Here is a 15,753-nt window from a genome sequence, read left to right on the forward strand (position 1 = left end):
ATAGCCCGGCAGGGAGGCTTGGCATGCTGAGGACCATGTTCGCGGGGCTGATCGTTCTGATCGGCTCGCTCGCCGCTTCGATCGCGACAGCGGAAACCATCGATGTCTCGGACGCACACGGTGGCAGCGTCGCCGCCTACAGCCAGCGCTGGAAGGCGCTTGCGGCCCGCGGCGTCGATGTGCGGATCGTCGGCAAGTGCCAGTCCGCCTGCACCGTGCTGCTCGGCTATATTCCGCGCAGCCGCATCTGCGTGACGCCAGCGGCGAGCTTCGGCTTCCATCTGGCACACCGCACCGACGCGACCGGCATGCTCTGGAATGCCTACGCAGCCGACATCAGAGGCTGGATCAACGCGCATGGCGGACTGTCGGCGAACTTCAAATGGATGAGCGCGCCGGATACCTACCGATATTTCCATAAGTGCTGAGCAGCGCAGGCGAGGCAGGCCTAAAGCGCGTCGCGATCTTTCAGATTCGCTCCGTGCGCTGTAGGTTTTTGATTTCACGCATGTCTTTATGCCGAAACCGGTTCCCACTTTCGGGAGACATGCTTTAGATCGTCACAACCATCTTGCCCGCATTGGCAAGCGGCGTCGTGATGCCGGACAGCATCGTGCGGATATGCGCCAGGCTCTGATAGCGGCCGTTGACGGAAATGCGCGGCAGCGCTTGCAGGAAACCGGCATGCTCGGCGCGCAGCACGCCATGGCGCGTGGTCACCGCAGAGGCATAGCCCGCGTCGCGGGCAAAGCCCACCTCGCGACAGCCGACGGCACTGGCATAGCCATAGGGGTAAGCCAGATGACGCGGCTCCTCGCCGAGCCTTTCCTTGAGGATGCGGCGAACGTCGCCGATCTCATGGCGCGCATCGGCTTCGGACAGCCGCTTCAAGTTGCGATGATTGACGGTGTGCGCGCCGATAGTCACCAGCGGATGGGCGGCCATGGTGCGAAGCTCATCCCAGTTCATCAAGGTGCATGGGCGGCTTGACCCCAATTTGAACCCATTCGAACGGACCAGTTCGCGGAGCGCTGCACCCTGCTCTTCCTCGGAGACTTCCAATGTCAGCCAGGCATTCAGCCGCGCGACGGCCTGGATCTTTTTGCCTTGTGTCGAGCAATCGATCACCGTCGACTTGCCCGCGATGGTCAGCGTCAGGCGCGAGCTGGTGTCGACGATGTCCTCGATCACGTCCCACCAGAGATCGACGGCGCCGTCGATCAGGCCGGGAGCGACGTAGATGGTGATCGGCGCGCCATGCTTTTCCAGGACCGGAAGCGCCTCGGTCATGTTGTCGCGATAGGCGTCGTCGGCGGTGATCGTGGCGAACTGACCGCCCTTGCCGCCATCCCTGATGCGCTCGATTGCTTCATCAAGGGAAACAAAGGCATAGCCCTGCCCCTTCATGTCCGCGATCAGCCTGTCGAGGAAGGCGGGGGCGATGTTCAGATGGCGATTGACGCTGTTCGGCTTTTCCGGTGTCGCGGTGACACGGTGCAGCATCAGGATAGCGCCGATGCCGCCGACAAACGGGCGCGCCAAAGGCGCGAGACCGGAGTAGCGGGCAAGGTTCAATGCCAGTTTCCGGATCGCCTCGCCCCCGTCGATCATTCCTTCACCTTTTGCGCCTAGGCTCAAGCAAGCACGACATTCGCCTATGCGAACCCCCAAGTCGGAACCAATACGTCTTAAGGATTGAGGGATGGTTGACGCCGCCGCGTCATTTGACGGCAACCGGGTCGCGGCCAACGAGATTTCCGCGCGACCGATTGGAGCCCATCCGAACCACTGGGCCGCGACGACAAGCGACGGCATCGGCATTGCGGACTACGTTCAATTCTGCGCCTCGGCGCTGTTTGCGCCCGCGCAAAGCGGATCCTGGGTGAGCAACTGGGCGACCGCGACCGGCGCCGACATGGTTGTCGCGACGCTGGCCTGCGATGCTCGCCCGGCGCTGTCGTTGGCGCTGGAAGTCGTGCGACGCGGCCCGTTCAAGGTTGCCCGTTTCGCCGGCGGCCGGCACGCCAACGGCAATTTCGCCGCCGTCGATCCGCGGCTCCTGCCCGCCGTCGACGGCCCCGCGATCCGCTCGATGTTCAAGGCAATCGCCCGAATGCGGCCGGACATCGACCTGATCTCACTGGAGAGGCTGCTGCCCGACCTCGATGGCGTCGCCAACCCGCTCGCTGCGCTGCCCGGCTTTCCGAGTCCGAACCTGGCGCTCGCCGTCGACCTGGACGGCGGGTTCGATGCGCTGCTCTCGCGCGCGAGCGGCAAGCGCAAGCGCAAGAAGCACCGCTCGCAGACGCGCAAGTTCGAGGCTGTCGGCACCTTCCGCCGCATCGAGGCCCGCACCCGCGAGGAGGTCGACAGGCTGCTCGATGCCTTCCTCGAGATGAAGGAAGCGCGTTTCGCCAAGATGGGCATCGCCAATGTCTTCGGCGACAGGCAAGTGCGCGACTTCTTCCGGGCGTTGTTCACCGATGCGCTGGCTAAGGAAAAGCCCCCTTTCCTACTGCATGGCCTGGACGTGGCGGGCAAGCTGCGCGCGGTCACCGGCTCCAGCCGCTCCGGCAAGCGGCTGATCTGCGAGTTTGGCGCCATCGCCGAGGACGATCTCGCCTTCACCAGCCCGGGCGACTTCCTGTTCTTCGACAATATCCAGGAAGCCTGCGAGCTTGGCTTCGACGTGTACGACTTCTCGGTCGGCGACGAACCTTACAAACGGCTCTGGTGCGATATCGAGGTCCAGCATTTCGAGGTGCTTGCGCCGTTGACGCTAAAGGGCCGGGCGCTGGCGACCGGGTTGCGGCAGGGCGCGCGGGCGAAGTCCTTCATCAAGAACAATCCGACCGTCTGGAAGTTGACCAAGATGCTGCGACGCAGGGCTGCCGGACAGGCAGCACCTGCCGCAGCCGAGGACGACAGCTAGATCAGGGTGACGTTTCGTTGAATCGTCACCCTGATCTAACTCATTGTTGGAGCGTGATCTTTTCCGAAAGCCGGTTTCCACTTTCGGGAGACATGCTCTAGGCCCAGCAAGAGTCGCGCAATCGCCGCTACGCTCCCGGGATGCGGGCAAGGGGCCGAAACCCAGAGGGACTCGACGGAACCTATCGAGCGCCGAGAGGTTTTCGCACTCGGAAGGAGATTGGGCCATGGCTAAATGCGACCAGGGCGGCAACGACTATGACAAGGCATTCCTGGTGAGCCTGGGCGGGCAAACCTACACGTTCGACAGCTTCGAGTGCGCGATCCAGAAGCTTGCGCCGACCTGTCCGCATTGCAGGGTGCGGATCATGGGACATGGCGTCGAGCAGGGCGATGTCATCTATTGCTGCGCGCATTGCGCCGGGCAGGAAGGAGCCAACGCCCTGACCGATCGCGCGCCGTGACAATCGCGATTCCCCCGCCTTGGAGGGCCGGGCGGACCTTGGGCCAGTCGTTCAGTTCTAACTACGCCGCCTGAACGATCTCGACCAATTCGACGTCGAACACCAGGTCCTTTCCGGCCAACGGATGATTGCCGTCGAGCTTGACGCTGGCGTCGTCCACACCGACGACCGTTACTTGCATGGGACGTCCCTCGCGGGTGCGGGCCTGCAATCGGGTGCCGATGTCGACATTGATGTTGTCCGGCACGCTGGCCCGGTCGATCGTTACGACCGCTTCCGGGCGATGGGGACCGTAGGCGGCGTCGGCGGGAACGGTGACGGTGCTTTTCGTGCCGACCTCCATGCCTTCGACATGGGTTTCGAGACCAGGAATTACCTGTCCTTCACCCAGTGTAAACTGCAACGGTTCACCGCCGGAAGAATCGAATTGAGTGCCGTCAACCAGACGCCCAGTGTAATTGATGCGTACGGTGTCGCCATTCTTGGCCTGTGTCATAACAGCCATCCTTTGGGAGTTTTGAGGGACCGGCCCAGGGTTCACGGTCCCGCTCTCGATCATCCACACACGAAAAGTGCGCAGCGCGAAACATCAGAACTAGGTGCTTTGCCGCCAATGTAAAGTGCAGGAGCCGCCGAGAAATGCCACGGTTAGGCGCAGCGCCGCTGCAGCGCGGGACCGCCTTGACGGCCTCCAGCCTTATGCAGCCGACCGACGCCCGGGCAATGGATCTCCCGGTTCATGACCGACCGGCGTGACCAGCGTGACGTCCGGATAGCCGTTCTCGATCAGCTTCACCGCGGCCTGTGTCACCTGGTCGTCGGCTTCCAGCATCGACAGGAAAACTTCGGTGCCGTCGCCGACCAGGCGGCTGATGCCCTGCGCATCGGCCGGGCCGCATTCGACCACGACGAGGTCGTAGGCCGTGGTCAGCGACTGCATGATGATGGGCAGCCGGTCGGCGGCGCGCATGGCGCGGACCGGGTCGGCGGTGCCGACCGGGATGACATGCGCATCCGAATAGAGATCGGGATGGATGACGTCGCTGAACTGCGCTTCGGATGCCAGCAGATTGGTGATGCCCGGAAACAGGCTCGAGTCCAGCATCGGCCGAGAGGCCGCACCCGACGCGGTCAGATCGAGCAGCAACACACGCAGGCCGGCGTCGGATACTTCGCGCGCCACGAGCACGGCGGACGCTGCCGCCTCGTCGCCTTCCGGCGACACGAAGATCGCACGCGCGGCGCCGGAGGCGATCAGCTTCTCCGCAGCCTTTTCGACATCGATCTCGCCGAGCCTGGATTGCCTCGGTTCAGGCATCGCTTCGCTCGGCTCGGAGGCTTCCATTGCGGTTGCGCGATCCTCAGCCGGCTCGCTCTCGGCCGGTCTGGGGAGTTCCGCTTCCGCGATCGAATGTCCTGCCGCGGCTTCCTCATAAGGCGCAAAAGCCCGACCCTCATCATGTGCCTCGGCGACCATGGGTTCCACCCTGGCCGCAGGCATCGCCACCTGCTCGATATCGCTGAAACGGGCGCCAGCGGCCGGACGCATGGCGCGGCCGGAGAACAGCTCGCCAAGCAGCGTGCCGATCGCCATCAGCAGCAGCGAAGCGGCTGCGGCGGCACCGGTGATCGGCCCGATCTTCGGGAAGTAAGGCTGGGACGGCACCTGGGCGCTCGCGATCAGGCTCGCCGCGACGGGCGAGTATCTGCGATCCTTGCGCGAGGCCACCGCATTGTAACTTGCCATATAGGATTCAAGCTGTTGGCGCTGAACGTTCGCGTCGCGCTGCAGGGCGTCCAACTGCACCTGCTGCTCGCCGGCGCGCGCCGAGGCGGCCTTCAGCGTGTTGACGTCGGCAACCAGCTGATCCTCGCGAGCCTTGGCGGTCTGAGCCTGGGCCGACAGCCCCCGGATGATTTTTTGCGCCTCGTTGCGGATCTGGCCGTCAAGGTCGGCAAGCTGCGACTTCAGCGCGCGAATGCGCGGATGGTTGTCGAGCAAGGTCGTGGAGAGGTCGGCAATGTTGGCCCTGAGCTCCACCTGGCGCTCGCGCAGGCGCTGGATCAGCTCCGAGGACAGGACCTCCGGCACGCTGTCCAGCGAACCGCCATTCTGCAGCGCCCGGCGCACACTCTCGGCGCTCGCCTCGGCGGCGGCGCGGCTGGCGCGCACGCGCGACAACTCGCTCGACAGCTCGGCGAGCTGCTGAGTCGGCAGCACCGCATTGTTGCCGCCCATCAGAAGGTCGGACTGGGCACGGAAGGCCGCGACCTTCGCCTCGGCGTCCCTCACCCGATTCTGCAAGTCGGCGATTTCCGGCGCCAGGAAGTCGGTGGCGGCTGCATTCGATTCGAGCTTTGCGTCGCCCTTCGAGGCGATATAGGCGTTGGCGATGCCGTTCGCGACGTCAGCGGCAAGCTTGGGGTCCTTCGAGGCGAACTCGATCGCGATGGCGCGCGTCTTTTCAACGGCGTAGACGTTGAGCTTGTCGTGCATGGCATTCAGCACGCGCTCTTCCGGCGGAATATCGAAGGGATCGCTTTTCAGGCCGACGAGGACAAGCATGCGTCCGAGCGCCGACATCTTCAGCGTTTCGTCGAACTCCGGCAGCTTGTCCAGGTTGAGCTTCGTCGCCACCTGCTTGAGGATATCGGGCGAAGAGATGATCTGGACCTGGGTGGCTACGCCTTGCTCGTCGAGAATCGGCTTGTCGTCGTCGTTGGTACCTGGCGGACGGGTGTATTCCGATTCGCGCGAGCCGATCTCCAGCTTGGCCGTCGCCTTATAATAAGGCGTCGCGAGCCAGGCCAAAGCAAAGGCGAGCCCGGCGACCATGAGGGTGACGAGAACAATGCGCAGCCAGTTCCTCGCCAGGCTGGCGAAGAGCTGTCTCAGATCGACATCGACGTCTGCTGCCGCGGACTGAACGGACATGCATCCTGCTCCGAACTTTGAGTCGAGGATGGACCGTAAACAACTATGGTAACCCACCCGTTAAGATCGGAACGCACGCTTATTAGTGAACACTCAAAGAAGACTGCGCGAAAGCAATAGAACAATTGGGCTTTTTGCCGATCTCAGCCCTCCCCGATCATGCTCCTTTACCACCCATTAACCCTAACAGGATGATAACGGTCGCACTTTCCTGGGGTTGTGCCGCTGCTTGCGGCAAGAGCGATGAAGGTTCCTGGCCGGTCATGAAAAGCACTGCTTCCCTCTTTCGCGCTTTGCTTGCCCTGTCGCTGCTCACGGGATGCTCGAGCTACCGTCCGACACCCGCCGCCTTCCATGAGGTGCTCGACCAGCCCTACCGGCTCGGCGCCGGCGACCGCGTCCGTGTCACGGTGTTCGAGCAGGACGGATTGACCAACACCTACAGCGTCGACCAATCCGGCTATCTTTCCTTCCCGCTGGTCGGCGCAGTGCCGGCGCGCGGCCACACCGCGCAACAGTTGGAAAAGGAGATCGCCGACAAATTGCGCCAAGGCTATCTGCGCGATCCCGACGTTTCGGTCGAAATCGATCGCTACCGGCCGATCTTCGTCATGGGCGAAGTGGGCGCTGCCGGCCAGTACTCCTATGTGCCGGGACTCACGGTGCAAAAGGCGGTCGCCATTGCCGGCGGCTTCACGCCGCGCGCCAATCAGGAGAGCGTCGACATCACCCGTGACATCAACGGCAAGGTGATGACCGGACGGGTGCTGACATCCGATCCGCTCCTGCCCGGCGACACCGTCTACGTCCGCGAACGCCTGTTCTGAAAAACCCGTCGTGGCGGTGAAGCTCAGGATCGTCCACTGCTTTCGCTCACCTGTCGGAGGAATCTTCCGGCACGTGCGCGACTTGACCGAGGCGCAGGTCGCCGCTGGTCATGCGGTGGGCATCGTCTGCGACTCGACGACCGGCGGCGACTATGAGGAGCGGCTCTTCGAGGCGATGAAGGACAGCCTCGCGCTCGGCATCCATCGCACGCCGATGCAGCGCCATGTCGGGCCGGGCGACCTCGCCTCGGCCTGGCGCACCTATCGAATCATCAAGGAATTGCGGCCGGACGTGCTGCATGGGCACGGCGCCAAGGGTGGCGCCTATGCCCGGCTGTTCGGCTCACTGTTGCGGGTTTCAAGGTCTCGCGTTGCCCGCCTCTATTCGCCGCATGGCGGCTCCCTCCACTATGACGAAACGACGGCGATGGGAAAGCTGTTCTTCGGCCTGGAGCGCTTCATGGCGCGCTTCACCGATTGCCTGCTATTCGTTTCCGACTATGAGCGCAACACCTATCGCCGCAAGGTCGGCGAGCCGCCCATACCCAACACGCTTGTCTATAACGGCCTGCGCGCCGCCGAATTCGAACCGGTCGCGACGGCGGCGAATGCCGCCGATTTTCTATACATCGGCATGATGCGCGACCTGAAAGGCCCGGATATCTTCATCGATGCGCTGGCTTTGGCCGGCAGCGCATTGGGCAGTCCGTTGAGCGCCGTGATGGTCGGCGATGGCGACGACCTGCCGCGCTACCACGCGCAAGTGGAACGACTCGGCTTGAAGAGCCATGTCCGTTTCCTGCCGCCCATGCCGGCAAGAGACGCGTTCGCGCTGGCCGGGCTGATCGTGGTGCCATCCCGCGCGGAGGCGATGCCCTATATCGTGCTCGAGGCCTTGGCCGCGGGCATGCCGATGATCGCGACCGCGGTCGGCGGCATTCCCGAGATCTTTGGCGATGGCTCCCCTGCCCTGATCCGGCCGGATCCCTCGCAGCTCGCGGCAAAGATGGGGACAGCGTTGGACGACCGCCACGCGTACCTGAAGGCGATGCCGCAGGCCGGCGAGCTCAAATCCCGATTCGGAGCCGACGTGATGGCGGCCGAGATCGAGAAGGCCTATTTCGCCGCGCTGAACAAATAGGCACGCGGCCGGCCCGACAGCTTCAAAACCACCGGTTGTTTCAAGGCTTTCTTAGCTCTCTTTTGCTATGCAGTTTCGCGAAGCTCGCGGACAATTCCCATGAATGAGATCGACCCCGCGCGCCGCTTTTCCATAGATGCGGTGCGCAACTACGACGCTCCCGTCGAGGGCGAAAAGCCCGGCGGCATCAACGACGTGGCGCGCCAGGTCGCCTCGCAATACCGGCGCGATACCATGTCGCCGATCATGGTCAGCGGCGTGCTGCGCATGGTCGAGTTCGCGCTGCTGTTTCTGTCGGGGCTCGGCGTCTATTTCTACTATGTCGGCTTCTTCAACTATCTGGCCTGGCAATATCCGCTGGCGATCGCGGCGACGTCGTTCCTGGCCGTGGTGTTGCTCGACGTGACCGACTGCTACCAGATCGCGGCGCTGATGCGGCCGCTGGCCAATTTCGGGCGCGTGCTTTTGGTCTGGGCCGGCAGCTTCGCGCTGATGGCGCTCACCGCCTTTGCCATCAAGGCGTCGGAAGACTATTCGCGCCTGCTGTTCGGCACCTGGTTCGTGGTCGGCTTCGTGCTGATCTTCGGCCTGAGACTCGTGATGTCCAGGCTCATCCGGCGTTGGGCGCGCGACGGCCGCATGGAACGCCGCGCCCTCATCGTCGGCGGCGGCAAGGCGGCCGAACAGCTGATACGCTCGGTCGAGAAGCAGCCCTACAACGACATCCGCATCTGCGGCATCTTCGACGACCGCAACGACAAGCGTTCGCCGCCGATCGTCGCCGGCTATCCAAAACTCGGCACGATCTCGGAGCTGATCGAATTCGCCCGCATCGCGCGCATCGACATGCTGATCGTGTCGCTGCCGCTGACCGCCGAATCGCGCGTGTTGCAGTTGCTCAAGAAACTCTGGGTGCTGCCGGTCGACATCCGGCTCTCGGCGCATTCCAACGCGCTGCAGTTCCGGCCGCGCGCCTATTCCTATATCGGCTCGGTGCCGATGCTCGACATTTTCGACAAGCCGATCAACGACTGGGATTCGGTCGCCAAGCGCGCGTTCGACATCGTCTTCTCGCTTGTCGGCATAATCCTCTTCTCGCCGGTGATGCTCGCCACCGCGATCGCCATCAAGCTCGACAGCAAGGGCCCGGTGCTGTTCAAGCAGAAGCGGCACGGCTTCAACAACGAGATCATCGAGGTCTACAAGTTCCGCTCGATGTATGCCGACCGGTCCGACCCGACTGCCAAGCAGACGGTGACCAAGAACGATCCGCGCGTTACCCGCGTCGGACGCTTCATCCGCAAGACCTCGATCGACGAGCTGCCGCAGTTCTTCAATTCGCTCTTCGGCTCGCTATCGCTGGTCGGGCCGCGCCCGCATGCCATCGCTGCGCAGTCGCACAACCTGCTCTACAACGAGGTGGTCGACGGCTATTTCGCGCGCCACAAGGTCAAGCCCGGTGTCACCGGCTGGGCGCAGATCAACGGCTGGCGCGGCGAGATGGACACCAACGAAAAGATCCGCATGCGCACCGAATACGACCTCTATTACATCGAGAACTGGTCGATGCTGTTCGACCTGCGCATCCTGTTCCTGACGCCGGTCCGCCTGCTCAACACGGAAAACGCCTATTGAGCGCCATCGCCCATGAGTTGCCGGCGGCAGTCAAGTTGCCGCCTTCAGCAGTCAACGCCAAGCTGATTTCGCTGATCGCGGCGGCGGCGATCGGCATCGGCATCCTGCTCTCCGGCTTCGTCATCAGCGAGCCCGCGCCTTACGAGATCTACATGGCAGGGCTGATAGCGGTCTGGGCGCTGTTCGGCCTCCGCATCTCGCGCGCGATCGTGCCGCTGCTGGTGCTTCTGGTGGCGATGAACATCGGCGGCATGATCGCCATGACACAGATGGCCGACCTCGCCAACACGCCGCTCTATCTCGCCGTCTCGCTGTTCCTCGCCTTCAGCGCGGTGTTCTTCGCCTCGGTGACCTCGGTCCAGCCCAGCCTCTACCGGCTGATCTTCATCGCCTATGTCGTGTCGGCGGTGGCGACGTCGCTGCTCGGCATCGCCGGCTATTTCCATGCCTTTCCCGGCGCGGAAATGTTCACCAAATACGACCGCGCCGCAGGCGCCTTCCAGGACCCGAACGTGTTCGGCCCGTTCCTGGTGCTGCCCGGAACCTATCTGCTCTATCTGCTCTTGACCGGCCCCGTATCGCGCATGCCGCTTTTGGCCGTGCCGCTGCTCATCATCACCGCCGGCATCTTCTTCTCGTTCTCGCGCGGCGCCTGGGGCATGTTCGCGGTGTCGGCGGTGCTGCTTACCGCATGCCTCTTCCTGCAGAGCGCCAGCGGCAAGTTCCGGCTGCGGGTGGTGGTGATGACGATCGCGGCCGTGGCCCTGCTGGTCATCGCCTTCCTCATCATCCTGCAACTGCCTGGCGTGTCGGACATGTTCACCCAGCGCGCGCAGCTCGAGCAAAGCTACGATTCGGCGCGGCTCGGCCGATTCGCGCGCTATACGATCGGCTTCCAGCTGGCGATGGAGCACCCGTTCGGCATCGGCCCGCTGGTGTTCGGCACGATCTATGGCGAGGACACGCACGACATCTGGTTGAAGGCGCTGATGGATTACGGTTGGCTGGGCTTCGTATCGTTCCTGACGCTGACCTTATGGACGATCGGCGCCGGCTTCCGCATCCTTCTGCGCGACCGGCCATGGCAGCCCTATCTGCTCTGCGCCTATGTCGCCTATCTCGGCAATATCGGCCTAGGCACCTTCATCGACATCGACCACTGGCGCCATCTCTACCTGCTGCTCGGCCTGGTCTGGGGCGCGATCGCGCTTGAGTATCGGCACCAGCGGGAATTGCGGCTGGCGCGAGTACCCGTTCCGGCAGCGGCCGCGTCGTCTATCGCGCAGCACGCTTCTGCCGCTGCGTTATCTTAACCCCGCTTTGCGCAGGCCATCGACGAGCAATTCAGTATCCTCGGGATATTTGTGCGGCGGAACTTTACGCCACTGCTCGGTGGTGAAATTCGGATGCACCTCCAGCAGCGCACGGGCATGCCTCTCCGCTTCCTGGGTGTTGCCAAGATGGGCATGGCTCGCCGCCATAAGCCGATGGCCCTCGGAGCCATCCCGCATCTTTTGTAGCGTCTCTATCGTCTTTTCATATTCTCCCAACTGGAAATAGGCGTCGCCCAGATACCAAAGATAGGCATCGGGGTAGTAGGGGTTCAGCCGCATTGCCCGCTCCAGCAGCGTCACGGACCGCTCCGCCTGCCTGACATAGACAAGGCAGTCGCCCATCTCGGCCAGCAGGTCGGCGTCGTTGGGATTGAGCTGCAGAGCACGTTCGTAGGCGGCGATCGCCGGATCGTGCTCCTTCTTGTAGAGGTGGGCCAAGCCCATCTCCGAGTAACCACGTGCGTCGAGGTCGTCGTGCAGCACGGCCAGGCTCGCGAGCTTCAATGCCTCGTTCAGCGCGGCTTCCGGATCGTTGGTCCACGCATAGCGCCATTCGACGTTGAACGTTCGTGACAGGGCGGCATAGCTGCGGGCATAGCGGGGATCGAGACTCCTTGCCTGCTCATAAAGCCGCCTCGCGTGCCAATTGCTCTCCGGGCGGAAGCGGAAGCTGAGATCCTGCCCGCGCAAGATCATGCCGTAAGCATGGATGTTGGGGTGATTTTGCGTCATCAGCCGCCGCCTCTCAGCCATGTCGATATGCACGGCCAACCGCGACGCGGTCGTCGTGGTAACGTCATCCTGGAAGGCGAAGATGTCCTCGATGCTGCCGTCGTAGCGTTCCGACCAGATTGTATGCTCGGTTTGCGCCTCGATCAGGTCCATGGCGACCCGGAGGCGCGTGCTTGCACGGCGCAGGCTTCCCGTCAGAAGATAGCGAACACCCAGTTGGTTGGCGATCTCGCGCAGCGATCGTGTCTGCGTGACGACGGCCAGTGTCGAGTGCCGGGCGATCACCATCAGGTTGCGGAACCGGCACAGGTTGGAAATCAAGTCCGCCACGACACCCTGGCACAAATGAAGGTCCGCAGGGTCACCCGAAACGTTCTCAAGCGGCAGGACCGCCAGTGAACTCTCCGGCACGAAACGCTCGGGCGCAGGGGCAAAGCGTAGCGCCGGCTCCCTCGGCTCCGCATGCGCCAAGTCAAAATCGACCGCGAAGACCTCGACTTCATCGGCAATGTTCTTCAGCTTCTGCTTGCCCAGCGAGCGGAACGAACACTCCGGCTCACCGCGAACGAATTGGCGAACGGATTCGGCGATGCATATGCCGCGCGGCTCCGCCAGCGACTGGATTCGAGCGGCCAGATTGATGCCATGGCCATAAATCTCGCCATCGGCTGCGATCGTATCTCCGATGGTAATGCCGATCCGGTAGGCGATGGGATCCTGGGCGCCTGACCACACCGTCGCGTTGGACAGTTCCCGCTGCATCTCGACCGCGAAATGCAATGCCAGGGTCGGGCTGGGAAACAAAGCCACCACGCCGTCGCCGGCAGTATCGACGACCGAACCGCCATAGTCGCCAACCAAGCCGCGTATGAAGCTGAGTGACTGGGTCAGGCGGACAACTGTCCCCGCCTCATCCTGATCCATAAGGCGGCTGTAGCCGTGCACGTCCGCATAGACGATCGCCGACAGCTTTCGATTAAGCAGCTCGTATCGGCTTGTAACCATTGCTCTTCCCGCCGGTGTTCCCAGCAACCACCGGGCAGTGCAGCATAGCACGCTGAAATCGCCAACAGCACCCAGGAAAGAAAGACGTGCTCAAAGGAATATTGCTGAGATTTAAACGAATTAGCTTCTTCTAATGCAACTCTCGCGCGATGGGAGCGGCAGGGCTCCGCCCTCGTCGATCGCTAGCCTCGGCCAGCCCCCGGCATGGTGAAGCAAGCGCCCCGTCAGGGACTCATTGCATGCAGGTCAATCGCTGTTGCCACCGCCGCGGGCGCTCATGCCGCGGGCGCTCATTCCCCTTGCGCTCATGCCACGCGCGCTCATCCCTCTCGCACTCATCCCGCGCGCGCTCATGCCGGCACTGTCCATGCCGCCCGGTCCGCCGCCGCCGAGTACCGCTGCAAGCAGCACATCTTCGAACATGCCTGTCTCTACGTCCATGCGGACTGTGTAGTCGGCCTTGTCGTAGGACCAGACACGCAAGCCATCGGCGAAGTCGAAGTCGGCTGCCGCGAGGCCCGTCAGTCCGGTCGGACTGGGTGAGCGGGCGGGACTGAACGTGCCGAGATCCTCCGCAACGAGTTCTCCATCACCGTGCACAAGGAATATTATGGGCCTCGGGAGGTCGTAGTAGCTGCCCTCAAAACTGAAGCCATATATCCTTGCGAACCTGCCATTTTGCAGTTGGTCCTCGAGGAGCCTGTTCTTCCCGCTTCGGTTTGCCGCGCCCGGGCGACGCCCGATGAATTCGAACCCGCCCTCAAGCTTCATGAAATAGCCGACGAAGCTGTTCCCGCCGATCACCTGGATTATCGCGCCGGCAGGCGTGTCATCCTTGGTCCATCGACCGTCCGTGCCGCCCACCGTGTACACGCCGATCTGATCCAGAACCTTCTGTTTCCAAACAACAATCTTGTTTTTATCCGCCAGACGCACACCATTCACGGCCTTGTTGCCAGTCAATGCCGGTATGTTCTTGGTAGTTGCCACCTGCGCCACGATAGGATTTAGAAGTGGGTTCACAACCTGCAAATCGATCACAAAATGGCCGAATAGATTTATACCCGACACGCTAAGAAGGCTCTCTACCATAGCCGCAACCCTCCGGTTCCTGGATCATATATCTAACGTCAAACAGTATGATTTCTTGGCATCATGCGGCCTTCTGACTTCTGTTTTGTTTCTCAACCGCTTCGACCTCATGCGTCACAACATAAGCGCGATCACTTTCGCGCCATAATACGCTTACGACCCTGCCTCGCTTTTTGGATATGCTGTCTACATGGGCCTGCAACAATTCAATATCGTCCATGATTTCCGTCACGACGTAAGGCATTGGGCATTCCTCCTCATCTGACTCAAAGAACGCCGGCCCTGCTTCTGGCCAGTCTGTCTCGCGCTCCCGTCTGTCTCGCAACACGCAGATGCCGTGCACAACAAGCGCCATGACGTGCTGGCACGAACACCCTCGGCAAACCGAAGTGGCTTTTGGGGCCGAACGGCTTGATCTTGGGGCCGGCGCTTACAAAACCGATCGCGCGGCGGTTGAGGTTGACGTCGATGATTGAACGCCAGCGTCCGCCTGTCATCAGCCTGTCAACGGCGCGCAACGTGTATCCGATTTCCGAGTAGCTGAGACCGTCCGGCGAAAGCCGCCGCCAGGTTTCGGCGAGTAGCATGCCCAGCTCGTCGCGCGAGGCGACCAGCGCTTCGCGAAAGGCCAAAGGCGACGCCGCATAGGCTTCGTCGAACATCGGCTGGATGACGCGGAAATAGTCGGGACTGTCCTCCAGCCGGTCGGACAGGTCTTCCTGGCTTTGCGTGATCAGGCCCCTCGCGACGAGTTCCTCATGGAACAGGTCGACAAAAATGTCGAACATCGCGCCAGTGAGCGGCTGCGCAAGCGCATGCTCGTCGCTCCAGCCCTGGACGAAATCCAGCATCGACAGCGGGTTGGCTGCGAGCCTGATCTGGCTGTTGGAGGATAGCTCGGCGATGCGGTTGACGAGATTGTGCGTGTAGAGATTGCCGTGACTGGTCTCCAGCAACTCGTCAATGACGGACTCGAAATGCAGGGCGGTGACGAGGGCGGCGAGGTCGGCCGAGGATTCGTGGAAACCGTAATATTCCGCGCTGGCCGTCCCGGGGTCGGGCACGCCGATGATGGAGTAGATGACGCAGTGGCCGACCTCATGCGCGACAACGTCGAAGTTGAGGGTGAACGGCTCCACCTGGCCATCCGGCGTCTCGTGGACGCCAACCTCCAGAAAGCCGTAACCCATGAAGGCGTTTTCGTGCAGATTGCGCTGTATCACCAGCTCCAGGCGGTCGAGGTCGCGCCGGAAATGCCAGGTGATGGGATGGCCGAAATATTTCTCCCACACGTCCAGCGTGAAACGCACCGAGCCGAACAGATGCGCCGCCTCAAATGTCGGATCGTCCGTGCCAATGTGATCGAAATGCCCGTCGAGATCGGGAAACGCCGGAGGAAAGACATCGCCGCGCCAAGGCGGCATCAAATAGAGCGGGTCACCGCGGACATTTTCCGCAAGGCCGTATGCAAACGCCTTGCCAATGGGATCTACGACATACATGCGCCGGTCGCCCGGGCCAGGACCGACCGTCCCCGCCGGCGACGACACGTGCACGATTTCGGGCCGATGAAAAGCCTTGAGGAACGGCGCCTGGGCAAACAGCCGGAAGCGCGTCCCATCCTTGAATGCAGAGCCTTCCTGTCCAGATGTCACGC

Annotated in this window: 14 protein-coding genes; 7 read left to right on the plus strand and 7 right to left on the minus strand. The window is 62.5% G+C overall.

The window, feature by feature from the left end; translation table 11 throughout:
• Positions 1 to 23: 23 nt before the first annotated feature.
• Complete coding sequence (locus RFM41_RS11550; protein ID WP_320245333.1) at positions 24 to 428, plus strand: hypothetical protein; 405 nt, start codon at positions 24 to 26, stop codon at positions 426 to 428.
• A 124-nt stretch (positions 429 to 552) separates the two neighbouring features.
• Here the strand turns inward: RFM41_RS11550 and RFM41_RS11555 are convergent, their stop codons facing one another.
• A complete protein-coding gene (locus tag RFM41_RS11555; protein WP_320245334.1) occupies positions 553 to 1,611 on the minus strand; it encodes a polysaccharide deacetylase family protein in 1,059 nt (352 codons plus the stop codon).
• A 91-nt stretch (positions 1,612 to 1,702) separates the two neighbouring features.
• Between RFM41_RS11555 and RFM41_RS11560 the strand changes: the two genes are divergently transcribed.
• Positions 1,703 to 2,932: a GNAT family N-acetyltransferase gene (locus tag RFM41_RS11560; protein ID WP_320245335.1), complete on the plus strand. Its 1,230-nt coding sequence runs from the start codon at positions 1,703 to 1,705 to the stop codon at positions 2,930 to 2,932.
• A gap of 226 nt (positions 2,933 to 3,158) precedes the next feature.
• A complete protein-coding gene (locus RFM41_RS11565; RefSeq protein ID WP_320245336.1) occupies positions 3,159 to 3,395 on the plus strand; it encodes a metallothionein in 237 nt (78 codons plus the stop codon).
• A 61-nt stretch (positions 3,396 to 3,456) separates the two neighbouring features.
• Here the strand turns inward: RFM41_RS11565 and RFM41_RS11570 are convergent, their stop codons facing one another.
• Positions 3,457 to 3,891: an FKBP-type peptidyl-prolyl cis-trans isomerase gene (locus RFM41_RS11570; RefSeq protein ID WP_320245337.1), complete on the minus strand. Its 435-nt coding sequence runs from the start codon at positions 3,889 to 3,891 to the stop codon at positions 3,457 to 3,459.
• A gap of 201 nt (positions 3,892 to 4,092) precedes the next feature.
• Positions 4,093 to 6,330, minus strand: a complete 2,238-nt coding sequence (locus RFM41_RS11575) for a GumC family protein (protein ID WP_320245338.1) — start codon at positions 6,328 to 6,330, stop codon at positions 4,093 to 4,095.
• A gap of 263 nt (positions 6,331 to 6,593) precedes the next feature.
• Here RFM41_RS11575 and RFM41_RS11580 point away from each other — a divergent pair, with 263 nt between their 5' ends.
• The 4 genes from RFM41_RS11580 to RFM41_RS11595 all read left to right on the plus strand — a co-directional run bounded on the left by RFM41_RS11580 (position 6,594) and on the right by RFM41_RS11595 (position 11,246).
• Positions 6,594 to 7,157, plus strand: coding sequence for a polysaccharide biosynthesis/export family protein (locus RFM41_RS11580; RefSeq protein ID WP_040983193.1), 564 nt, complete (start codon positions 6,594 to 6,596; stop codon positions 7,155 to 7,157).
• Positions 7,158 to 7,167: 10 nt separating this feature from the next.
• Positions 7,168 to 8,298, plus strand: coding sequence for a glycosyltransferase (locus RFM41_RS11585; protein ID WP_320245339.1), 1,131 nt, complete (start codon positions 7,168 to 7,170; stop codon positions 8,296 to 8,298).
• Between the two features lie 99 nt (positions 8,299 to 8,397).
• A complete protein-coding gene (locus tag RFM41_RS11590) occupies positions 8,398 to 9,933 on the plus strand; it encodes an undecaprenyl-phosphate glucose phosphotransferase (protein WP_320245340.1) in 1,536 nt (511 codons plus the stop codon).
• Complete coding sequence (locus RFM41_RS11595) at positions 9,930 to 11,246, plus strand: O-antigen ligase family protein (RefSeq protein WP_320245342.1); 1,317 nt, start codon at positions 9,930 to 9,932, stop codon at positions 11,244 to 11,246. Before RFM41_RS11590 ends, RFM41_RS11595 begins: the two co-directional genes overlap by 4 nt.
• On the opposite strand, the gene RFM41_RS11600 is transcribed toward RFM41_RS11595, so the two are convergent.
• The 4 genes from RFM41_RS11600 to RFM41_RS11615 all read right to left on the minus strand — a co-directional run bounded on the left by RFM41_RS11600 (position 11,238) and on the right by RFM41_RS11615 (position 15,751).
• Positions 11,238 to 13,004: a tetratricopeptide repeat protein gene (locus tag RFM41_RS11600; RefSeq protein ID WP_320245344.1), complete on the minus strand. Its 1,767-nt coding sequence runs from the start codon at positions 13,002 to 13,004 to the stop codon at positions 11,238 to 11,240. The two genes, RFM41_RS11595 and RFM41_RS11600, sit on opposite strands and share 9 nt — an antisense overlap.
• A gap of 246 nt (positions 13,005 to 13,250) precedes the next feature.
• Complete coding sequence (locus RFM41_RS11605; RefSeq protein WP_320245345.1) at positions 13,251 to 14,096, minus strand: hypothetical protein; 846 nt, start codon at positions 14,094 to 14,096, stop codon at positions 13,251 to 13,253.
• 61 nt (positions 14,097 to 14,157) lie between these two features.
• Positions 14,158 to 14,340, minus strand: coding sequence for a hypothetical protein (locus tag RFM41_RS11610; RefSeq protein ID WP_320245346.1), 183 nt, complete (start codon positions 14,338 to 14,340; stop codon positions 14,158 to 14,160).
• 22 nt (positions 14,341 to 14,362) lie between these two features.
• The gene (locus RFM41_RS11615) at positions 14,363 to 15,751 is read right to left on the minus strand and encodes a gluzincin family metallopeptidase (RefSeq protein ID WP_320245347.1); all 1,389 of its coding nucleotides are present in this window, start codon (positions 15,749 to 15,751) and stop codon (positions 14,363 to 14,365) included.
• Positions 15,752 to 15,753: the final 2 nt, after the last annotated feature.

Source organism: Mesorhizobium vachelliae, from assembly GCF_033977325.1.
Classification (GTDB): domain Bacteria; phylum Pseudomonadota; class Alphaproteobacteria; order Rhizobiales; family Rhizobiaceae; genus Mesorhizobium; species Mesorhizobium vachelliae.